Annotated in this window: 16 protein-coding genes; 15 read left to right on the top strand and 1 reads right to left on the bottom strand. The window is 63.0% G+C overall.

The annotated features are described in order from the left end of the window. Positions 1 to 82: 82 nt before the first annotated feature. From J2858_RS17610 to J2858_RS17575, 8 genes are all read left to right on the top strand, one after another. Positions 83 to 850, top strand: a complete 768-nt coding sequence (locus J2858_RS17610; RefSeq protein ID WP_210106140.1) for a LamB/YcsF family protein — start codon at positions 83 to 85, stop codon at positions 848 to 850. Next, a complete protein-coding gene (gene pxpB / locus J2858_RS17605; protein ID WP_245366543.1) occupies positions 847 to 2502 on the top strand; it encodes a 5-oxoprolinase subunit PxpB in 1656 nt (551 codons plus the stop codon). The genes J2858_RS17610 and pxpB overlap by 4 nt, the downstream gene beginning before the upstream one ends. Continuing rightward, on the top strand, positions 2502 to 4274 hold the full coding sequence (locus J2858_RS17600) for an acetyl/propionyl/methylcrotonyl-CoA carboxylase subunit alpha (RefSeq protein ID WP_210106139.1): 1773 nt from the start codon (positions 2502 to 2504) through the stop codon (positions 4272 to 4274). The genes pxpB and J2858_RS17600 overlap by 1 nt, the downstream gene beginning before the upstream one ends. Further along, positions 4271 to 6097, top strand: coding sequence for an ABC transporter ATP-binding protein (locus tag J2858_RS17595; protein ID WP_210106138.1), 1827 nt, complete (start codon positions 4271 to 4273; stop codon positions 6095 to 6097). The genes J2858_RS17600 and J2858_RS17595 overlap by 4 nt, the downstream gene beginning before the upstream one ends. A 44-nt stretch (positions 6098 to 6141) precedes the next feature. Further along, the gene (locus tag J2858_RS17590) at positions 6142 to 7677 is read left to right on the top strand and encodes an ABC transporter substrate-binding protein (RefSeq protein WP_210106137.1); all 1536 of its coding nucleotides are present in this window, start codon (positions 6142 to 6144) and stop codon (positions 7675 to 7677) included. 80 nt (positions 7678 to 7757) lie between these two features. Further along, entirely contained in the window at positions 7758 to 8681 is a 924-nt protein-coding gene (locus J2858_RS17585) for an ABC transporter permease (protein WP_210106136.1), read from the top strand. A 5-nt stretch (positions 8682 to 8686) separates the two neighbouring features. Beyond that, on the top strand, positions 8687 to 9535 hold the full coding sequence (locus J2858_RS17580; protein ID WP_210106135.1) for an ABC transporter permease: 849 nt from the start codon (positions 8687 to 8689) through the stop codon (positions 9533 to 9535). Between the two features lie 4 nt (positions 9536 to 9539). Further along, positions 9540 to 11270, top strand: coding sequence for a M14 family metallopeptidase (locus J2858_RS17575; protein ID WP_210106134.1), 1731 nt, complete (start codon positions 9540 to 9542; stop codon positions 11268 to 11270). A 57-nt stretch (positions 11271 to 11327) separates the two neighbouring features. Here the strand turns inward: J2858_RS17575 and J2858_RS24135 are convergent, their stop codons facing one another. Then, the gene (locus J2858_RS24135; RefSeq protein ID WP_245366532.1) at positions 11328 to 11891 is read right to left on the bottom strand and encodes a hypothetical protein; all 564 of its coding nucleotides are present in this window, start codon (positions 11889 to 11891) and stop codon (positions 11328 to 11330) included. A 70-nt stretch (positions 11892 to 11961) separates the two neighbouring features. Between J2858_RS24135 and J2858_RS17565 the strand changes: the two genes are divergently transcribed. The 7 genes from J2858_RS17565 to J2858_RS17535 all read left to right on the top strand — a co-directional run bounded on the left by J2858_RS17565 (position 11962) and on the right by J2858_RS17535 (position 21298). Further along, positions 11962 to 13476 carry an acetyl-CoA hydrolase/transferase family protein gene (locus J2858_RS17565; RefSeq protein WP_210106133.1) on the top strand — a complete coding sequence of 505 codons (1515 nt, stop codon included), beginning with the start codon at positions 11962 to 11964 and terminating at the stop codon, positions 13474 to 13476. A gap of 74 nt (positions 13477 to 13550) precedes the next feature. Then, on the top strand, positions 13551 to 15227 hold the full coding sequence (locus tag J2858_RS17560; protein WP_210106132.1) for a glycoside hydrolase family 13 protein: 1677 nt from the start codon (positions 13551 to 13553) through the stop codon (positions 15225 to 15227). Between the two features lie 290 nt (positions 15228 to 15517). Next, complete coding sequence (locus tag J2858_RS17555) at positions 15518 to 16624, top strand: BMP family ABC transporter substrate-binding protein (protein WP_210106131.1); 1107 nt, start codon at positions 15518 to 15520, stop codon at positions 16622 to 16624. A 354-nt stretch (positions 16625 to 16978) separates the two neighbouring features. Then, complete coding sequence (locus J2858_RS17550) at positions 16979 to 18088, top strand: ABC transporter permease (protein WP_210106130.1); 1110 nt, start codon at positions 16979 to 16981, stop codon at positions 18086 to 18088. Then, complete coding sequence (locus tag J2858_RS17545; RefSeq protein ID WP_245366523.1) at positions 18085 to 19017, top strand: ABC transporter permease; 933 nt, start codon at positions 18085 to 18087, stop codon at positions 19015 to 19017. Before J2858_RS17550 ends, J2858_RS17545 begins: the two co-directional genes overlap by 4 nt. An 8-nt stretch (positions 19018 to 19025) precedes the next feature. Then, positions 19026 to 19760 carry a biuret amidohydrolase gene (gene biuH / locus J2858_RS17540; protein WP_210106129.1) on the top strand — a complete coding sequence of 245 codons (735 nt, stop codon included), beginning with the start codon at positions 19026 to 19028 and terminating at the stop codon, positions 19758 to 19760. Next, positions 19757 to 21298 (top strand): ABC transporter ATP-binding protein, encoded by a 1542-nt coding sequence (locus J2858_RS17535; RefSeq protein ID WP_245366521.1) that lies wholly within the window; start codon positions 19757 to 19759, stop codon positions 21296 to 21298. Before biuH ends, J2858_RS17535 begins: the two co-directional genes overlap by 4 nt.

Genomic DNA, 21298 nt, shown 5'->3' with positions numbered 1-21298 from the left:
ATGTGTAAATATTGTTCAACACTCTGGACATGATTGTTCTCCTTTGCTAGCGTTCTGTGGTCTTGGCCCGGGGGAGCTTCACATGCGTACAATCGATCTCAACAGCGATCTCGGCGAGAGTTTCGGGGCCTGGACGATGGGCGACGATGCGGCCATGCTGGACGTGGTGACGAGCGCTAATATTGCCTGCGGCTTTCACGCCGGCGATCCGGCCGGCATCCTGAAGACCGTGAAGGCAGCGGCCGCCCGCCACGTCGCCATCGGCGCCCATGTCGGCTATCGGGATCTGGCAGGCTTTGGCCGCCGCAACATGGATCCCTCAAGCGAAGAGCTGGTCGGCGACGTGATCTACCAGATCGGAGCGCTGCAGGGACTTGCGCGCGCCGCCGGCACCCGCGTCACCTATGTGAAGCCGCATGGCGCGCTCTACAACACCATTGCCGTGGATGCCCGTCAGGCGGAAGACGTGATCACCGCCATCAAGGCAGTCAACCCGGATCTGGTGCTGATGGCGCTTGCCGGTTCGCCGCTCGTCGAGCAGGCGCGCGCCGCCGGCCTTCGGGTCGTCGCCGAAGCCTTTGCCGACCGCGCCTATACGGCAGACGGGCAGCTGCTGTCGCGTCGCCTGCCCGGTGCCGTGCTGCATGATCCCGAAGAGGTGGCCGAACGGATGATCGCTCTGGTGCGCGACGGCACGATCCTCTCCGTTGATGGAACGCTGACCACTATTGCGGCCGACAGCATCTGCGTCCATGGCGACAGCCCCGGTGCGGTCGAGATCGCGCGCCGTCTTCGGCTTCGTCTGACCGAGGCAGGTCTTGCCATTGCCGCCTTTGCGGATGCCGCATGAGCGTGTGTCCGGCCCTGGAAACGTCGGCGGAGAGCGTGGGTGCGTGGCGCATCTTGCCGATGCGCCATGGCTCGGTGCTGCTGGAGCTTGCCGATCTGAAGCAGACGCTTGCGCTTTACGATGCGCTGTGCCGTGAAAACCTGGCCGGCATCCGCGAGATCATTCCGGCTGCGCGAACGCTGATGATCGAGTTCGATCCGGCTCTGCTGTCGCTTGAGGCCCTTGCAACCACCCTCCGCGGGCTCGACATCGCCGAGACCAATTCTGGAGCAGGCGCCTGCATCGAAATTCCCGTGCGCTATGATGGCGAGGATCTCTCGGACGTCGCAGAAGTTTTGAACATGTCTCCCGAGGAGGTCGTGCGCCGGCATACGGGCCATGACTATCTGGTGGCGTTTACAGGCTTTGCGCCGGGCTTTGCCTATCTCGCCGAGGGCGATCCGCGTCTTGTCGTGCCGCGCCGGAAATCGCCGCGCACGCTGGTGCCGGCAGGCTCGGTGGGGCTCGCCGGTGCCTTCAGCGGCATCTATCCGAAGGCAAGCCCGGGCGGATGGCAGCTGATCGGCACCACGCCGCTTGCCCTCTTCGATATCGACCGCCAGCCGGCGGCACTCCTGCAGCCGGGCCAGCGGGTGCGTTTCGTCGATATGGCAAAGAACGCCGCCTACGCCGTCCAGGGGGGCGGGCGCGAGACCTCGTTTTCGAAGCGCGCGACAGCGCCGGGTGCCCAGCCTGCGAATGCCATCGAGGTTCTGCACGTCGGGCTTCCGGTTCTGTTTCAGGATCTTGGCCGCGCAGGGCTTGTCGCCCAGGGCATCAGCCGCTCCGGCGCTGCCGACCGGGAAAGCCTCAAGGCGGCCAACCGTCTCGTCGGCAATCCGGCAGAGACCGCGGCGCTCGAAATCACGCTTGGCGGCTTTTCCTTCCGCATGCGCGGGCAGGGCGTGATGGCCGTTGCAGGCGCCCTGGTGGAGATCACCATCACCACGGCCGCCGGCGGTGTCATCAAAGCGCCGCATCACGCCGCCGTGGCGCTGGAGGAGGGCGACAGCGTCACCCTCTCGAGCGCCACCGCCGGCCTTCGCGCCTATCTTGCCCTGCGCGGCGGCTTTGATATCGCCCCGGTTCTCACCAGCCGATCGACCGACATGCTGGCGCAGATCGGCCCTGAACCGTTGAAGGCAGGTGAGGTGATCGGCATTGCCGATGCGTCCCACGGCAGCCCCGTTGCCCTTGCCGAAACCCCTGCCTTCGTCATGCCGCGCGCGGGCGAGGTGGTCACGCTCGATATCGTGTTCGGGCCACGGACCGACTGGTTCACCGAAGCCTCTGTTACGCGCTTTCTGTCGCAGGAATGGGCTGTATCGGCGCAATCGAGCCGCGTCGGCATCCGGCTTGAAGGCGAGGCGCTGGAGCGCAAGGTGACCGGCGAACTGCCGAGCGAGGCAACGCTGCGCGGCGCCATCCAGGTGCCGGCGAGCGGCCAACCGGTGCTCTTCCTCGTCGATCATCCGCTGACCGGCGGCTATCCCGTGATCGGCAATGTGGCCAGCCATCATCTGGATCTTGCCGGCCAGATCCCGCCTGGCGCGCGCATCCGCTTTCGCGCTGCCGCCCCCTTTGCTCCCCATTTCCTGCAAGGACAGCCGTGATGAAAAAGGTGCTGATTGCCAATCGCGGTGAAATCGCCGTGCGCATCATCCGGGCCTGCCGCGATTACGGGCTGACAAGCATTGCCGTCTATGCCGATGCCGATGTTGACGCGCCGTACGTTGCCATGGCCGACGAGGCCTATGCCCTCCAAGGCTCAAGCCCGAAGGACAGCTATCTTGCCATCGACAAGCTGATTGCCGTTGCCCAGCGCGCCGGTGCCGATGCGGTGCATCCGGGCTATGGGTTCCTGTCGGAAAATGCCGCATTTGCCAGCGCTGTCATGGCCGCCGGCCTCACCTGGATCGGACCGGACCCGGATGTCATCGAAGCGCTCGGCGACAAGCTGAAAGCGCGCGAGATTGCCCGCCAGGTCGGCGCACCGCTGGTGGCCGGCAGCGATGGCGCGATCTCCAATTCAGCCGACGCTTTGGCCTTTGCCAAAAAATTCGGCCTGCCGATTGCCATCAAGGCGGCCCATGGCGGCGGCGGGCGCGGCATGAAGATCGCCCGCCATCTGGACGAGGTGGAAGACTTGTTCAACTCCGCTACCCGCGAGGCGCTCACCGCATTCGGGCGCGGCGAATGCTATGTCGAACAGTTCCTCGACCGTCCCCGCCATATCGAGGCGCAGGTGCTGGCGGACCGGCACGGTTCGGTTCTGGTCGTCGGCACGCGCGATTGCTCGCTGCAACGGCGCAACCAGAAACTGGTGGAAGAAGCGCCGGCACCCTTCCTGTCGCCGGAGCAGCGCCACCTTATCCACAATGCCGCGCACGATATCTGCAAGGCCGCCGGTTATGTCGGCGCGGGCACCGTGGAATTCCTCTTGAGCGCCGATGGCCTCATCTCCTTCCTCGAAGTCAACACGCGGCTGCAGGTGGAGCATCCGGTGAGCGAGGAAACGACGGGGCTCGATCTCGTGATCGAGCAGTTCCGCATTGCCGAGGGTAAGCCGCTGACGGCGACGCAGATGCCGGAGCCGCGCGGCCACGCCATCGAGTTTCGCATCAATATCGAGGATCCCGCCCGCGGCTTCCTGCCCTTTGCCGGCAAGATCAAGGCGTTTATTCCACCCTCCGGCCCCGGCGTGCGGCTGGATGCGGGCGTGACAAGCGGCTCGGATGTCGCGCCGATGTTCGATTCGCTCGTGGCAAAACTCATCGTCTGGGGGCCGGATCGCGCCACGGCGATTGCGCGTGCGCGTCGGGCGCTGGCCGAGTTTCAGATCGACGGCGTGCCCTCCGTTCTGCCCTTCCACCGCGCAGTGCTTGCCCATCCGGATTTTGCCGGCAGCGCGTTCAACGTTCACACCCGCTGGATCGAGACCGATTTTGCCGGTGAACTTGAGACGCAGCATCGGCCGGAACCTGATGACGGCGAAGACATGCTCTCCGGGCATGTCGAGATCGACGGCAAGCGCGTGGCGCTTCGCCTGCCTCAGAGCTTGCTTGCGCGCTTCGGGGGAGGGGGTGTTGCAACGGCAGCAGAGCCTGCTGCGGCCCGGCCCGACGAGACGGCGCTTCTCGCCCCCGTGCCCGGCAATCTCGTCCACTGGACCCATTCTGATGGTGACGCGGTGGAAAAGGGAACCGTGGTTGCCATGATGGACGCCATGAAGATGGAAACCACGGTCACCGCAACGCAGGCCGGCATTCTCTCCATCACCGCCCAAGCCGGCACCTTCCAGCCGGCCGGTGCCGTTCTCGGCCATATCCGGCCTGTTTCCTCTTCCACCCCCGTTGCTGACGTTTTGCCGGAGGCGCTGACATGACACCGATCACCGAAACGAGTGCATTGCCGCTGATTGCCATCGAAAACCTCAGCGTCGAGTTTTCCGGCAACCGGGTTGTAGAAGATCTCTCCTTTTCCGTGGCCCCCGGCCGCACGGTGGCGGTCGTTGGCGAATCCGGTTCGGGCAAGTCCGTCACATCGCTTTCCATCATGCGGCTTGCCGACATGATGGGGGCGAAATTTGCGCAAGGGCACATCCGGTTTGGCGGACAGGATCTGCTCACACTGTCGCAAAAGGCCATGCGCAGCATTCGCGGCAAGGAGATCGCCATGATCTTCCAGGAGCCGATGACCTCGCTCAACCCGGTCTTCACCATCGGCGACCAGATCTGCGAAGTGCTGCTGCTGCATGAAAACATCGGCAAGGCAGAGGCGGATGCCGAAGCGCGCCGCCTGCTCGACATGGTGCGCCTGCCGGACTCCGCTGCACTCCTGAAGCGTTATCCGCACCAGTTGTCCGGCGGCATGCGGCAGCGGGTGATGATTGCCATGGCGCTCGCCTGCCGGCCAAAGCTGCTGATTGCCGACGAGCCGACGACGGCGCTCGACGTCACCATCCAGGCGCAGATCCTCACCATCCTGCGCGATCTGCAGGCCGAGCTTGGCATGGGCATGATCTTCATCACCCATGACATGGGTGTGGTGGCGGAAATGGCTGATGACGTCGTTGTCATGTGGAAGGGCAAAAAGGTCGAGGAAGGCCCTGTCGCCGAGATCTTCGCCAATCCGCAGCATCCCTATACGCGCACGCTGCTGGCCGCCGTGCCGCGCCTTGGCAGCATGGCGGGCGAGCCGTTTCCCAAGCGCATGCCGCTCACCGTCCTCCAGGATGGCGCACCGGTTCTGGTCGGCGAAGAGCGCGTACAGGACACGGCCCGTTACGACCAAAAGCCGCTGCTCACGGTGAAGGACCTCTCCGTCACCTTCGATATCCGCCGCACGCTGTTCGGCACGGTCACGCACCGGCTGAGCGCGGTGTCCAAGGTGAGCTTCGACATCCATCCGGGCGAAACGCTGGCGCTGGTCGGTGAAAGCGGCTCGGGCAAATCGACGATCGGACGCACCATCCAGCAATTGCAGACGAGCCGTTCGGGCGACATCGCCTTTCAGGGCAAGCTCTTGTCGAAAATGTCGGCGGCGGAACGGTTTCACCTGCGCCGCGATGTGCAATACATCTTTCAGGATCCGTTTGCCTCGCTCGATCCGCGAAAGACCGTGGGCTTTTCGATTGCCGAGCCGATCCACACCCATGACATTCTCTCCGGCCAGGCCGTGCGCCGCCGTGTTGATGAGCTTCTGGAGCGGGTGGGCCTCACCTCGGCCCATGCAGACCGCTACCCGCACGAATTTTCCGGCGGCCAGCGCCAGCGCGTTGCCATTGCCCGCGCACTGGCCGGTGATCCGAAGCTGATCATCGCAGACGAGGCGCTGTCGGCGCTCGATGTCTCGATCCAGGCGCAGATCATCGCGCTGTTCATGGATCTGCAGGCCGAACGCGGCCTCTCCTATCTGTTCATCAGCCATGACATGGCCGTGGTGGAAGAGATCAGTCATCGGGTGGCGGTGCTTTATCTCGGACAGATCATGGAAATGGGCAGCCGCGCCCAGGTGTTTGAAACCCCGCAGCATGACTATACCCGCCGCCTTCTGTCGGCCGTGCCGGTAGCCGATCCGACCCGCGCACGCCGCGGCGCGCTGATCGAAGGAGACATTCCCAACCCGGTCCACAAGGTCGGCGAGGAACCCGCCATTCTCCTTCACGAGGAGATTGAGACAGGCCATTTCGTCGCAAGACGCGCCTGAACACTGCGAGACAATCGCAAAGCCTGAAGAAAAGGAACAGCAGAATGCACAGTGTCACCCGCGGCCTTGCCGCAAGCTTCCTCGCGCTCGCCCTGTCGGGCACGGCCTTTTACGCCGGCCCCGCCGCGGCTGCCGGCAAGATGACGATTTCGACCCCGCAGGACCCGGGCAGCTGGGATCCGATCGATACCTTCCTCGTGCAGTGGGCCGCCGTTGCCACCAACATCTTCGATGGCCTGACCTATCGCGGCCCGGACCTGAAGATCGTGCCCGGCCTTGCCGAAAGCTGGGAAGAACTGGATGGCGGCAAGCGCATCCGCTTCAAGCTGCGCCAGAACGTCAAGTTCCATGATGGCGAGCCCTTCAATGCCGCCGCCGTCAAGTTCACCTTCGAGCGCCTGCTCGGCGAACAGGGTGCCAAGGGCCCGCAGCGTTCCAACTATACCGCCATCGACAGCGTCGAGGTGATCGACGACTACACGGTCGACATGAAGCTGAAGGCGCCCGATCCGGTGCTTTTGACCAAGCTTGCCGGTTATGGCGCCATGATCGTTCCGCCGAAATACATCACGGAAAAGGGCGAGGACAATTTCAATACGAACCCGGTTGGCACCGGCCCGTTTAAGTTCGTGTCCTACCAGCCGAAGGTCAAAATCAAGCTGGAAGCCAACGCCGATTACTGGGGCGGCGCGCCAAAACTGTCGGAACTGGAATACCGCTTCATTTCCGAGCCTGCGACCGCCGTTGCCGAACTGCAGGCTGGCCGCGTCGATCTCGTCATTCCGCCGACCATTCCGATCGGCATGATCCCGGTCATCGCGGGCGACAGCAAGCTGGACGTCGTCAGCGTTCCCGGCCCGACGGTCGATGCGCTGCGCTTCAACACGCGCGATGGCCTGACCGCCGATCCGAAGGTGCGCAAGGCCATCATCATGGCCGTCGATCGCGCCACCATCGTCAAGTCGATCCTCGCCGGCCAGGCCACCGAAATCGTCAGCTTTCAGGGCGCGCTGTCCTTCGGCTACGACAAGGACCTGAAGGGCCTGCCCTATGATCCGGCTGGCGCAAAGAAGCTGCTGGCGGAAGCCGGCGTCAAGCCCGGCGCCACGCTGCAGATCGATATCCGCGGCAATGATGCGACGATGAACGAAGTGGCGCAGGTCATCGCAAGCTACCTGCAGATGGTTGGCCTCACCGCCACCATCAAGCCGTACGAAACCAACGTACTCCTCAACGACATCATCCCGCAGGGCAAGACCGGCGCGATGTTCCAGCAGAAATGGGGCGGCTGGACCTTCGATTTCGATAACACGGCCTATGCCATGTACCACTCCGGCGAGAAGTGGAACCCCTACGACAAGGACGAAACGCTGGACAAGCTTCTGGAATCGCAGCGCCCGCTGACCGACAGGGCAGAGCGCGAAAAGATCCTGAAGGACGTTGCCAAATACGCAGCCGACCGGGCTCTCGAACTGCCGCTCTACAATTCGAAGTCGATCTACGGCATCTCCAAGCGCGTGAAGGGCTTTGTCGCACCGCCCGACAACCGCCTGAAGCTGACCGACGTCACCGTCGAGTGATCTGACCCGTCCGGTGCCGCCGACCTTGTGCGGCGGCACCGCTTTTTCCGATCCCGCCTGATCCTGAAGGACTGCAACACGTGGCCGGTTTTCTCATCAAGCGATTGCTGCAAGCGATCTTCGTCGTCATTGCCATTACCCTTGTCGTCTCGTTTGCCATTCGCCTCACCGGCGATCCGGCCCTGATGATGTTCCAGGGCGGCGGCAGCATGACGGAGGAGGATCTGGCGCGCATCCGCGTGGCGCTTGGCACCGACCAGCCGTTCATCGTGCAGTATCTGAATTTCCTCAAGGGCATGGTGACGCTCGATTTCGGCAAAAGCTTTACCGGTGGAACGCCTGTCTCGCTGCTGATCGGCAATGCGCTGCCGGCAACGCTGCTGCTCGCCTTCATCTCCATGGCCGTGTCGATCGTTCTCTCCATTCCGCTTGGCATCAAGGCGGCCACCGCCAAGGGCAAGGCCGCCGATCAGGCCATCCGCATCTTTTCCCTCGTCGGCCTGTCCTTCCCGAATTTCTGGCTTGCGACCATGCTGGTGCTGCTCTTTGCCATCACGCTCGGCTGGCTGCCGCCAAGCGGCATGTCGGGCGCGGAAAGCTACGTGATGCCGGCGATCACCATGGGCATCATCCTGACCGCTACCAATGTGCGTCTCGTGCGCAGCTCGATGCTGGAAACGCTGCAGTCGCAATATGTGATGGTGGCGCGCGCCAAGGGTTTGAGCGAAACCAAGGTTCTCTACAAGCATGCGCTGCGCAACTGCGCCATTCCGCTCATCACCTATTTCGGCCTGCAATTCGGCGGGCTTCTTGGCGGCATCGTCGTCATCGAGCGGGTGTTCAACTGGCCGGGCATGGGTTCGCTCGCCTTCGATGCGGTGGCAGGCCGCGATTATCCCGTTCTGCAGGCCGTCATCACCGTTTTGTCGCTGATGATCGTCGGCATCAATCTTCTGGTCGATATCGCCTATGGGCTTGTCGATCCGCGTATCCGGACGGAGTGATAGACATGGCCACCACGACCACACGCCGCTCGCGTTTTGCAAGCCTCGAATTCATCCTCGGCGCCACGCTCACCACCGTCATCTGCCTGGCCGTCATCTTTTCCGACGTGCTGTTTCCCGGCGGCGCCGACAAGATTGACCTGATGGCGCGACTGGCAAAACCGTTCGCCAGCGCCGCCCACCCCTTCGGCACCGATCCGCTGGGGCGCGATGTGCTCGCCCGCGTCGTGGCCGGCGGCAAGATCTCGCTGCTCGTCGGCTTCACCTCGGTGATCGGCGCCGTGATCTTCGGCGTCTTGATGGGGCTGATCGCCGGATATTATCGTGGCTTCTGGGATATGGTGGTGATGCGCTTTGCCGATATCCAGCTCGCCATGCCGTTCATCCTGCTTGCCATCACCTTTATCGCCATCGTTGGTGGCAGCCTGACCAACACCATCATCCTGCTGATCGTGTCGCAATGGGTGCAGTATGCCCGCCTCGTGCGCGGCTCGGTGCTGACGCTACGGGAACGCGAGTTCATCCTGTCGGCGCGTGCCATCGGCGTTGCGGACTGGCGTATCATCCTCCAGCACCTGCTGCCGAACCTCATCGGCCCGGTCATCGTGCTGATGACGCTCAACGTCGCCAACAATATCCTTCTCGAAAGCAGCCTGACCTTCCTGGGTCTTGGCGTCGATCCGACCATTCCGAGCTGGGGCGGCATGCTGGCCGATGGCCGCACCTATCTGCAGACCGCCTGGTGGGTGAGCGTCTTTCCCGGCCTTGCCATTCTCCTGACGGTGCTGGGTCTCAACCTTCTCGGCGACTGGTTGCGCGACAGCCTCGACCCGACCGGCAGAACCACGAGGTAATCCCATGACTGAGATTTTCGCAAGAACCTTCGAGCGCACGCTGGATCGGCTGGTGGCCGACGCAAAGCCGGGAGACAGCATCGAGGCCTGGACCTTCGATGACCGGAAAAGCCGCGAAGAGGCCGAACAGGCGCTCAAGCAAACGGGTGTCACCGCCCGCATCCGCAGCGCCTACAAGCCGCTTCTCTCCTTCTTCCTGGAGGAGGCGGATCTGAACGGCGTCGAGAGTATCGACATCCGTTATCCGGTGCATGCCGCAGCGCCCGAAAACCGCTTCCGGCTGGAGGCCTATCCGCTCGCCGGCCTGGTGTCCCCCGCCCGCATCACCTTTCTGGCGCGCAGCGACGACGCCATGTTCTACGAGGTGACGCTTCGTCGCAACGGCAAGCGCGAAACCCATCTGGTTTTTGCGCCCAACCGCGTCCATCAGGATGCCGTCGGCGAAACGAACCTCTCGCCCACCGGCTGGCTCAAGCGGGCAGGGGAAGCGGGCGATCGTCTTGAAACCGATTACGAGATGCTGTTCGACGCGGCCGTTTCAGCCATTGCCGGCCATGCCTGGGGAGCCGAGGAGCCTTACTTCGAGGAACTCAACATCCATGTGAACCATCCCGCCGCAGACGAGCCGCTGCCGCTGGGCGACGAGGTAGTCAGCCTGCGCGAGGCGCTGCACGAGGATTTCTACTTCTCCCTGCTTGAGTATTTCCAGAAGAAATCCGGCCGTCCGCTCGGCGACCGGGGGCTGAAGCCCGGCCAGATCGTGCCGGAGATCGTCAAAAGCACGGGCGAGATTTCCGTGCGCATCGCCACGCGCGGGCTGGAGACCGGTTTTCTCGATGGCGCCGACCAGGATCTCGATACCGCGCGGGAGCCGATCGCGACCCGTGAGATCGCAGCGGTCCTCGACAGCATCGGCGGCGAGGCCTTCGAGGCGCGCGCGCGGTCCGGCCGCGTGCTCTCCGCCCGCTATGTCCGCGGCACGGACTTGCCCGTGATGATCAGCGGCGGCCAGCATCCGAACGAAACCACCGGCATTGTCGGCGCGCTTCGGGCAGCCACGATCCTGAAGGCTCGGGAGGGCGCGCATTTCACCGTGTCGCCGCTCGAAAATCCGGATGGCTATGCGATCCATCAGCGTCTTCGCCGGGACAACCCCCGCCACATGCACCACGCCGCCCGCTACACGGCGCTCGGCGATGATCTGGAATATCGCACGGCGGAAAATGCCGGCAGCCACCTCAACGAGAAAGAGATCCGCCTTGCGGCGCAGACGCTGAGCGGCGCAGAGCTGCACATCAACCTGCACGGTTATCCAAGCCACGAATGGACACGCCCGCTTTCGGGCTATGTGCCGCGCGGCTTTGGCATGTGGACGCTGCCGAAAGGCTTTTTCCTCATCATGCGCCACCATCCGAATTTCGAGGGACATGCGGAGGCGCTGCTTGACCGCGTCACCCGCCATCTCGGCAAGATCCCCGGCCTGCTCGCCTATAACGACCGCCAGATCGCGCTTTACGAGATCCATGCCGGCGAAACCGGCTTTCGCATCATCAACGGCTTTCCCTGTCTTTCGTCCGTGGATGACCGCCATACCGTGCCGATGACGCTGATCACCGAATATCCGGACGAAACCATCTATGGCGAGGCCTTCATCGCCGGCCACACGGCGCAGATGGAAACGGTGCTGTCGGCCTATGAGGCCTGGCAGGATATCGGCGCAGAACAGGTTTCGTAAGCGACGGTTACGCCGCACGCACGTCCCGGTCGCTGGAGCGGCGACCGGAGGATCGGCTCAGCGGACGGGAGGGGTCGCGCCTTGCGTCCGGAACGTCTGCACAATCAGCGCATCCAGCGCGTCCGGGTTCCATGGCTTCGGCATCAACGGGACATCGCCCACGCGGGCCTTGAGTTCCGGAAGTTCGGCATAGCCGCTGCAGACGATGACCGGAATTGCCCGCTCCTTCAGACATTCGATGACCGGAAAGGAAAGCTCGCCATTGAGGTTCAGATCGACAATGGCACCCATCAGGTTAAGCCGGGGAATATCGGCAAGGGCCTGGGCGACGCGGCTATAGGGACCGCTGATCCGGTGGCCACGGTCGAGGAGATGATCCTCCATATCCATGGCCAGAAGCATGTCATCTTCCAGCACCAGGATGGAAGGTCGAGTTTGGCGAGAAGGCGTATCCACGCAAAATTCACTTTTCTGCATCACGTCGTCCGACGCGATACATGCGGCAGCATCTCTCCTTTTCAAGGGTTTAACACACAAGGTTCTGCGGATTTTCGTCCACTTCGCGGCTTGAAGAGACGTCGTTGCACCAGCGAACCGGTGCTGCGGCTTGATTTCGGTCAAGGCATCGCCATCATCTCCCGCTAGGTTTTGCCCCGGGAGGACTTTTGATGAAACGCCAGGACGCAAGGCCATGCTTGAAGACCGTATCAGACGCCCCTCCCTCATGGACAAGATTGTTAGCCCCGCGGCTGCCGCCGGTCTGATCCGTGACGGCATGATCATCGGCATGAGCGGGTTTACACGGGCCGGTGACGCTAAGGCGGTGCCGATTGCGATGGCCGAGCGGGCCAAGTCCGATCCCTTCCAGATCACGCTTCTCACCGGCGCCTCGCTGGGCCACGATATCGACCGCATGCTGACGGAAGCGCATGTGCTCGCCCGCCGCATGCCCTTCCAGACGGATGCGACCCTGCGCGCCGCCATCAATCGCGGCGAGGTGATGTTCATCGACCAGCACCTGTCGGAAACGGTGGAACACCTGCGCTCCAACCAGCTCGGGCCGATCGATTACGCGATCATCGAGGCCGCCGCGATCCGCGAGGATGGCGGCATCATTCCCTCCACCTCGATCGGCAATTCGGCAAGCTTTGCCATTCTGGCCAAGAAGGTGATCGTTGAGATCAACCTGTCGCAGTCGCTCGACCTGGAGGGCCTGCACGACATCTACATTCCGACGAAGCGCCCGACGCGCGAGGCCATTCCGGTCATCGCCTGCGATACGCGCGCAGGTCTGCCCTATATCCCGATCGACCCGGACAAGATCGCCGCCATCGTCATCACCAAGGAGCAGGACAGCTTTTCCACCATCGAGCCCGCCGATGCCGAAACCCAGGCGATTGCCGATCACCTGATCGGCTTCTTCGAGCAGGAGGTTGCGCTTGGCCGGCTGGATCTGACGCTGAACCCCTTGCAGGCCGGCATCGGCACGATTGCCAATTCCGTGCTGGCGGGTCTTTCCGACGGGCCGTTCCACCACCTTCGCCTCTATAGCGAAGTGCTCCAGGACAGCACCTTCGATCTCTTCGATGCCGGTAAGCTCTCCTTTGCCTCGGGCTCGTCGATCACGCTCTCATCAGCCTGCAGCGCCCGCGTCTATGGCGATTTCGAGCGCTACAAGGACCGGCTCGTGCTGCGCCCGCAGGAAATCAGCAATCATCCGGAAGTCATCCGCCGCCTCGGCGTCATCGGCATCAACACGGCGCTGGAAGTGGATATCTACGGCAATGTGAACTCCACCCATGTCAACGGCACGCACATGATGAACGGCATTGGCGGTTCCGGCGATTTTGCCCGCAACGCCTATCTGTCGATCTTCGTGACGAAGTCTCTGGTCAAGGGCGGGCGGATCTCCTCCGTCGTGCCGATGGTGGCACATGTCGATCACACCGAACACGACGTCGATATCATCGTGACCGAAAATGGTCTGGCGGACCTGCGCGAACTTGCGCCGCGCGAGCGGGCGGCCAAGGTGATTGCGCATTGCGCCCACCCAAGCTACCGGGATGCGCTTCAGGATTACTTCGATCGCGCGTCAAGCCGGGGCGGTCACACGCCGCATCTGCTCGAGGAGGCTTTCTCCTGGCACCTGCGAAGCCGCGACAGCGGCGACATGCGAAAGCCCGCGGCACGCGCCGCCGCCGAATAGGCAGATTGCCGTTTTTCGGGGATGACGTTCGGGAACTTGCTTCTAAATAATGGAGGACACAGAAGGAGAAGCCCATGCAGGATGTGACGCATCATTTGCCGCAAGCCGGTGTTTTACCACGCAAATGGTGGCACTCGGCCACCGTCTACCAGATCTATCCGCGCAGTTTTGCCGATAGCAATAGTGACGGGATCGGCGATCTTGGTGGGATCATCGGCAAGCTCGATTATCTGGAAAAGCTCGGCATCGACGTGATCTGGCTGTCGCCGATCTTTCGCTCGCCCATGGACGACAACGGCTACGACATTTCCGATTATCAGGACATCGCTCCGGAATTCGGCACGCTGGAAGAGTTCGACCGGCTGGTGCGGGCCGCCAAGGATCGCGGCATCGGCATCCTTCTGGATCTTGTCGTCAACCACACCTCGGATGAACATCCGTGGTTTGTTGAGGCGCGCGCCTCCCGCGACAATCCCTATCGCGACTTCTACATCTGGCGCGATCCGGCGCCGGATGGCGGGGTGCCAAGCGCGCTGCAATCCAATTTCGGCGGGCCGGCCTGGACGCTCGATCCGGCCACCGGCCAGTATTACCTGCACCTGTTTTCGCGTCGCCAGCCGGATCTGAACTGGGAAAACCCGAAAGTCCGCGCCGAGATTTACCGCATGATGAACTGGTGGCTGGATCGCGGCATTGCCGGTTTTCGCATGGATGTGATCGACCTCATCGGCAAGCAGGTGGATGCCGGCATTCTGAGCGACGGCGCGCATCTGCACGACTATCTCCAGGAAATGCACCGCGAAACTTTTGGTCCGCGCGACGTGCTGACGGTGGGGGAGACCTGGAGCGCGACGCCGGGTTCGGCGCTTCTCTATTGCGGGCGCGACCGCGGCGAGCTGTCGATGATCTTCCAGTTCGAGCATGTGACGCAGCGCTGGGACGAAAGTTTTGGCAAATGGCGCTCGAAACCGTTCGATCTCGTGGCGCTCAAGGCGTCGTTTACCAAATGGCAGCAGGCGCTTGCCGCCGATGGATGGAATTCGCTGTTCTGGGGCAATCACGATCTGCCGCGGGCGGTTTCCCGCTACGGCGACGATCGCCGTTTTCCCGTTCAATCTGCAAAAACGCTGGCAACCGTGCTGCATCTCATGAAGGGCACGCCCTATATTTATCAGGGCGAGGAGATCGGCATGACCAATGTGCCCTTCGAGCGGATCAGCGAATACCGCGATATCGAGACGCTGAACATGCATCGGCTGAGCCTTGAGGCCGGGCTTGCTGAGGACGCATTCATCAAGGGCGCCAATGAAAACAGCCGCGACAATGCGCGCACGCCCATGCAGTGGTCGGCCGCTCCGCAGGCCGGGTTTACAAGCGGCACGCCATGGATTGCGGTGAACCCGAATTATCGCCAGATCAACGCGGATGCGGCAGTTCGGAACGAACACTCGGTCTTCCACCACCATGCCAAGCTCATTGCGCTGCGCAAGAGCCACGATGTCATCGTCTACGGCAGCTACCAGTCCTTCCTCGACCAGCATCCCGACGTCTTCGTCTATACGCGCGTGCTGGAGGGTGAGCGGGTGACGGTGATTGCAAGCTTCAGCGGCACGCCGCTCGAGCTCGAACTGCCGGGGGAACTGCAGACCGCAGGCGAGGCCCTCATCTGGAATTATAGTCCGGTGTCCGAAGTGCGGGGCAGAATGACGCTGCAGCCTTACGAATCTTTTGCGGTGCTGACGCGCGGCTAACAGAATTTTCCGACTTTTGGCAGGGCGCGGCAAGCCGATCTCGGCCTTTGCCGTGCTCCGCACCTGTGTGTCAGTGGCCGCTTTCGTTGTATGCAATGTCGACCATGATGACTATAAAATAATCATGTTAAAATTTATGATGAATATTTAGCCTTATGGCGGAAAGCGCTCTTAATCCGCCGCTTCGAAGGATTTCAAGCACTTGATTGCCCAATTGCGCGTGGCACGCCCTTTGCATCGTTCTTTGCGGAGACCCGGACGGGGTTGAAGCAAAAACAAGGGGAGTGCCAATGTCTCGATACGAACTGTCCCGCCGCGCGCTGATCAAGGCCGGCCTTGCCGGTGCCGCTGCAACTACCCTGCCGATGCGATCTGCCAGCGCCACGGGCGCCGTGACCGTCGGCATCGTCTATGTCGGCCCGCGTGATGATTTCGGCTGGAACCAGGCTCATGCCGTGGCCGCCGCCGCGCTGAAGCAGGTGTCGGGCGTCACCGTCATCGAAGAGGAAAACGTGCCGGAAACGGATGCGGTCGCCAAGTCGATCGAATCCATGATCAATCTCGACGGCGCAAACCTTATCCTCGCCACCTCCTTCGGCTATTATAATCCCTTCGTCGTCGATCTGGCGAAGAAATATCCGGCCGTCGAATTCCGCCATGCCGCGCCGCTCTGGTCGAAGGACAAGGACCCGAAGAATGCCGGCTCCTACTTTCCCTATCTCAACCAGGCGCATTATGTGAACGGCGTGGCGGCCGGCCTGTCGTCGCCGACGGGCAAGATCGGCTTTGTCGCGGCAAAGCCTATTCCGTCGGTGCTGTCCAACATCAACTCCGTGCTGCTCGGCGCCCGTTCGGTCAATCCGGCCGCTACTGTCCGCGTCATCTTCACCGGCGACTGGTCGCTGCCGGTGCGCGAGGCGGAAGCGGCAAACGCGCTGGTCGATGCCGGCTGCGATGTCATCACCTGCCATGTCGACAGCCCGAAAGTGGTGATCGAGACGGCGGAAGCCCGCGGCGTAAAATCGCTCGGCCACAATGCCTCGCAGGCCCCGCTTGCGCCGAAGGGCTTCATCACCGGCGCCGAATACAAGTGGGAGACGATCTACAAGTCGTTCGCTGCCGATATCGGCGCCAAGAAGACCCTGCCGAACTTCCTCGTCGGCGGCTATGACAAGGATATGCTGCGCTCCACGCCTTACGGCGCCGGCGCAACCGATGCGGCCAAGAAGGCAGCCGATGCGGCCGTCGCCGCCCTCAAAGGTGGCGCGCCGATCTACAAGGGCACGCTGAAGGACAACCAGGGCAAGGTCGTGGTCGACAAGACCTATGACAATTACGACCCTTATCTCGACGGCATGAACTGGCTGCTGGAAGGCGTGCAGGGTTCGATCACCTGAGGCCGCCTGGAGACGGGCACGGGCGACTATCGGTGGAGCACCCCTCCCCAACCCCTCCCCACAAGGGGGAGGGGCTAACCCAGCCGACACGGGACTGCCCCATCTGGGCACACGGCGCGGCAGGTCTTCTCCCCCCTTGTGGGGGAGATGGCTGGCAAGCCAGAGGGGGTTTCGACGCACGCACCCTCGTTCAACGGATAGGAGCGTCGCCTCCGGCCGATGGTCGCCTGCATCCGTCCGGTCAAAAGGTTCACCCGGCGGCATCGGCCGCTCCAGCAGAAATGGCCTTCGGGAAGACAGGTTCGCCCAGCATCCGGGCAGATCTCCGGTGAGAGGAGAATGCAAGTGGCAGACATGACGGTTCAACCTCTTTCGGTGGCGGCGGTGAAGCGCCGTCCGAGCGTCGGCACGCTCAAACTTGCCGAATCCATCTTCATACCGCTGGCGGCGCTCATCGTGTCTGCGGCGCTGTTTTCGATTTTCCTGCTATGCCTTGGCAAATCGCCGCTGATGTTTTTTCAGCTGATCTGGGTTGGCGGTTTCGGATCGAGCTTCTCGTTCCAGAACTCGCTGCAGCGCGCCGCACCGCTGATCCTCACGGGCCTTGCCTTTGCCATTCCCGCCCGCATCGGGCTCACCATGATCGGCGGCGAGGGGGCGCTGGTGCTGGGCGGGCTTGCCGCCGCCGCCATCGCCATTCCGCTGGTCTCCGCCGGCGTGGCGCCTTTCCTCACCCTGCCGGTGATGGCGCTTGCCGCCATTCTTGCAGGCGGGGTCTGGATCGGCTTTGCCGGCTGGCTGCGCTATTATCGCGGCGTCAACGAAACCATTTCCTCGCTGCTCCTCTCCTATATCGCCATCGCCACGATGAATTTCTTCGTGGAAGGGGCGCTGCGCGATCCGGCCTCGGCCAACAAGCCCTCTACCATGCCGATCGGCGATGCCTATCGCATCGGTGCCATTCCGGGCACGCAGGTGCATTGGGGGCTGGCCGCCGGCCTTCTGCTGGCTGTCATCCTGCATGTGGCGATGACGCGCACCACCTTCGGTTTTGCCGCCCGCGTCACCGGCGGCAATGCGCGCGCCGCCCTGGCGCAGGGGTTGCCGGTCGGGAAACTTATCGTCATCTGCTGCATGCTGGCGGGCGGCTGTGCCGGTCTTGCCGGCTTCTACGAGGTCGCCGCGGTTCATGGGCAGGCGAATGCCTCGCTGGTCGCGGGCTATGGCTTCACCGGCATTCTGGTTGCCTTTCTCGCCCGCCAGGTGCCGCTCGCGGTGGTGCCGGTTGCGGTTCTCTTCGGGGCGCTTGCGGCGGCGGGCGGCGTCATCCAGCGGCGCATGGGCATGCCGGATGCCACGGTTCTGGTGCTGCAGGGCCTCATTTTCGTGGTGCTTCTGACCAGCGAGACCTTTTACGGCCGCATTCCCTTTTTCCAGCCGAAAAGCGCGGAGGACCGCACATGAATGCCACCATCAGCGACGGCGCAATGGTGACCGCCCTCATTGCCATGCTCGGTGGCGCCATCCGCGTCTCCACGCCCTTCATGTTCGTGGCGCTCGGCGAATGTCTGACGGAAAAGTCGGGCCGCATCAATCTGGGGCTGGAGGGAAGCCTGGTGCTCGGCGCCATGGTGGCCTATGCCGCCTCCTATCTCACCGGAAGCCCGTGGACCGGCGTGCTCTTTGCCGGCTGCGCCGGCCTCGTGCTCGGCGCGCTGCACGGCTTCATCTGCAAGCTGCCGAAGGTCAACGATATCGCCGTCGGCATTGCCTTCATGAGCTTCGGCACCGGCCTCGCCTTCTTTTTCGGGAAACCGTATATCCAGCCGCAGGCGCCGCGGCTCGAGGCCATTCATCTCGGCGACTGGACGGGCGATCCGCGCCTTGCCCAGGCGCTGGAGGTAAACCCGCTGTTCTTCGTCGGCGTCGGCCTTGCGCTTTTCATGGCCTGGGCATTTCGCAACACGCGCTTTGGCCTCATCATCCGCATGACCGGCGACAGCGCCGCCGCCGCCAAGGCCATGGGTGTCTCCGTCGATCTGGTGCGCTTCATCGCAACGGCGGTCGGCGGCTTTCTGGCCGGCATCGGCGGCGCCTTCCTGTCGCTCTATTATCCGGGCTCATGGAACCAGGGCCTGTCGTCCGGCCAGGGGCTGATGGCGGTGGCTCTCGTTATCTTTGCCCGCTGGGGGCCGCTGCGCTGCATTCTGGCAGCCCTTCTCTTCGGGGCCGCCGGCGCGCTAGGGCCCTCGCTGCAATCGGTCGGCATTTCGCAAGGCTATTATTTCTTCAACGCCGCTCCCTACATCCTCACGCTCTTCATCATGGTCGCGTCCGCCCGCTCGAAGGCGGCCGCCCGTGAGGCTCCGGGCGAACTTTCGATTACCAAGTGAGGTCCCCCATGAACACGCTCGACGAACGCATTGCCAAGGCCCTGGTGCCGGGTGGAAAAACGCTGGCGGCCGACCCCTATCCCTGGCCCTTCGACGGCGACTGGGGGCCGCACAACACGGCGCTGATCGTCATCGACATGCAGATCGATTTCTGTGCGCCGGGTGGCTATGTCGACAGCATGGGCTATGACATCTCGCTGACGCGGGCGCCGATCGAGCCGATTTCCCGCGTGCTGACTGCCCTTCGCGCAAAAGGCTATCCGATCATCCACACGCGGGAAGGCCACAAGCCGGATCTGTCGGATCTTCCCGCCAACAAGCGCTGGCGCTCGCAGCGCATCGGCGCCGGCATCGGCGATCAGGGGCCGTGCGGGCGCATTCTGGTGCGCGGCGAACCGGGCTGGGAAATCATTCCCGAACTGCAGCCGGAACCGGGCGAGGCGATCATCGACAAGCCCGGCAAGGGCTCGTTTCTGGCCACCGACCTTGAGCTGGTGCTGCAGACGAAGCGCATCCGCAATATCGTGCTGACCGGTGTAACCACCGATGTCTGCGTCCACACCACCATGCGCGATGCCAATGACCGCGGCTATGAATGCCTGTTGCTGGAGGATTGCTGTGCTGCCACCAAGCGCGAAAACCATCTTGCTGCCATCGACATGATCAAGATGCAGGGCGGCGTGTTCGGCGCCGTCTCCAATTCGGCCGATTTCATCGCGGCGCTGCCGGAGGAACGCGGATGAGCGCACTGCCTCTCGAAACCCCCTCCGCCAAAATGGCGCCGTCGCTCTCGGCCCATGGCATGACGAAGACCTTTGGCGCGTTTACGGCACTCGGCGACGTCTCCATCGATGTGGCGGCCGGTTCCTTCCACGCGCTGCTCGGTGAAAACGGTGCCGGCAAGTCGACGCTCGTCAAATGCATCATGGGCTTTTATTCGCCCGACAAGGGGCAGGTGACACTGGATGGCAAGGCGATTTCCATCCGCTCGCCGCGCGATGCGCGCGCCCATGGCATCGGCATGGTCTATCAGCATTTTACGCTTGTGCCCTGCCTGACGGCTGCGGAAAATCTCGTCATTTCCCGCGCCGATACTCCCTCCGTCATCAACTGGGCGAAGGAGCGCCGGGCGCTCGATGCCTTCATGGAAACCATGCCGTTCCGCGTGCCGCTGGATGCGCAGGTTTCCGCGCTCTCTGCCGGTGAAAAGCAGAAGCTCGAAATTTTAAAACTGCTCTATCTCGACCAGCGCTTCATGATCCTCGACGAGCCGACCTCGGTGCTGACGCCGGGCGAGGCCGACGAGATGCTCGGCCTTCTCCACGGCATGTGCGACCGCGGCGAGATCACCGTGCTGATGATTTCCCACAAATTCCGCGAGGTGAAGAGTTTCTGCGACCGCTTCTCCGTGCTCCGGCGCGGACGCCTGACGGGGGAGGGGGATGCCAAGACGGCAAGCGTCGAAGAGATGAGCCGCATGATGATCGGCGACACGCAGGTGCGCGAGCGCGCCACGCGCGCTGCTCTGCCCGAGCAGCCGATGGTGCTGGAGCTTGCGGGTCTCTGCGCCGAAGACGATGCGGGGCTTCCCGCCATCCAGGGGGTCAACCTCAAGATCCGCGGCGGTGAGATCGTCGGCGTCGCCGGCGTCTCGGGCAACGGGCAGAGCGCGCTGGTGGAGGCGCTGGCCGGCCAGCGGCCGCTCACCGATGGCGAGATGACCATTCGCGGCGAGGTGTTTACGCCCAAGCGCGGCAATTTCGACCGGTTTCGCGTCTTCGGCCTGCCCGAAGAGCCGTTGAAGAACGCCACGGTGCCACGCATGAGCGTGGCGGAAAACATTGCCTTCCGCTCCTTCGACAAGCCGCCAATCGCAAGCCTTGGCTGGTGGATGTCGAAAGCGCCGATGCGCGCCAAGGCCGAGGACCTGATTGCCCGCTACCGGGTGAAAACTACCTCGCCGGATGCGCCGATCGAAACGCTCTCGGGCGGCAATGTGCAGCGCGCGGTTCTGGCGCGCGAACTGTCGGGCGATGTCGATGTGCTGATCGTCGCCAATCCCTGTTTCGGGCTCGATTTCGCCTCCGTCGCCGATATCCGCAGCCAGATCATGGAAGCGCGCAACCGCGGGGCGGCCGTGCTGCTGGTCTCGGAGGATCTCGACGAAATCCTTGAACTGGCAGACCGGGTCGCGGTCATGTCCGGCGGCACGATCACCTATATCGCCGCAACCGAAGCGACGGACCGCAACACGATTGGCCAGCACATGGCCGGACATTGA

Origin of the sequence: Neorhizobium galegae, assembly GCF_017877135.1 — a bacterium.
Taxonomy (GTDB): domain Bacteria; phylum Pseudomonadota; class Alphaproteobacteria; order Rhizobiales; family Rhizobiaceae; genus Neorhizobium; species Neorhizobium galegae_A.
Note: the sequence above shows the minus strand (reverse complement) of the source record. Positions and strands in the feature narration are given on the sequence as shown.

What these genes read in the sequence shown, in the direction of transcription:
- J2858_RS17610 (WP_210106140.1), top strand. Translation starts at nt 83, where the DNA reads ATGCGTACAATCGATCTCAACAGCGATCTCGGCGAGAGTTTCGGGGCC.
- pxpB (WP_245366543.1), top strand. Translation starts at nt 847, where the DNA reads ATGAGCGTGTGTCCGGCCCTGGAAACGTCGGCGGAGAGCGTGGGTGCG.
- J2858_RS17600 (WP_210106139.1), top strand. Translation starts at nt 2,502, where the DNA reads ATGAAAAAGGTGCTGATTGCCAATCGCGGTGAAATCGCCGTGCGCATC.
- J2858_RS17595 (WP_210106138.1), top strand. Translation starts at nt 4,271, where the DNA reads ATGACACCGATCACCGAAACGAGTGCATTGCCGCTGATTGCCATCGAA.
- J2858_RS17590 (WP_210106137.1), top strand. Translation starts at nt 6,142, where the DNA reads ATGCACAGTGTCACCCGCGGCCTTGCCGCAAGCTTCCTCGCGCTCGCC.
- J2858_RS17580 (WP_210106135.1), top strand. Translation starts at nt 8,687, where the DNA reads ATGGCCACCACGACCACACGCCGCTCGCGTTTTGCAAGCCTCGAATTC.
- J2858_RS17575 (WP_210106134.1), top strand. Translation starts at nt 9,540, where the DNA reads ATGACTGAGATTTTCGCAAGAACCTTCGAGCGCACGCTGGATCGGCTG.
- J2858_RS17565 (WP_210106133.1), top strand. Translation starts at nt 11,962, where the DNA reads ATGCTTGAAGACCGTATCAGACGCCCCTCCCTCATGGACAAGATTGTT.
- J2858_RS17560 (WP_210106132.1), top strand. Translation starts at nt 13,551, where the DNA reads ATGCAGGATGTGACGCATCATTTGCCGCAAGCCGGTGTTTTACCACGC.
- J2858_RS17555 (WP_210106131.1), top strand. Translation starts at nt 15,518, where the DNA reads ATGTCTCGATACGAACTGTCCCGCCGCGCGCTGATCAAGGCCGGCCTT.
- J2858_RS17550 (WP_210106130.1), top strand. Translation starts at nt 16,979, where the DNA reads ATGACGGTTCAACCTCTTTCGGTGGCGGCGGTGAAGCGCCGTCCGAGC.
- J2858_RS17545 (WP_245366523.1), top strand. Translation starts at nt 18,085, where the DNA reads ATGAATGCCACCATCAGCGACGGCGCAATGGTGACCGCCCTCATTGCC.
- biuH (WP_210106129.1), top strand. Translation starts at nt 19,026, where the DNA reads ATGAACACGCTCGACGAACGCATTGCCAAGGCCCTGGTGCCGGGTGGA.
- J2858_RS17535 (WP_245366521.1), top strand. Translation starts at nt 19,757, where the DNA reads ATGAGCGCACTGCCTCTCGAAACCCCCTCCGCCAAAATGGCGCCGTCG.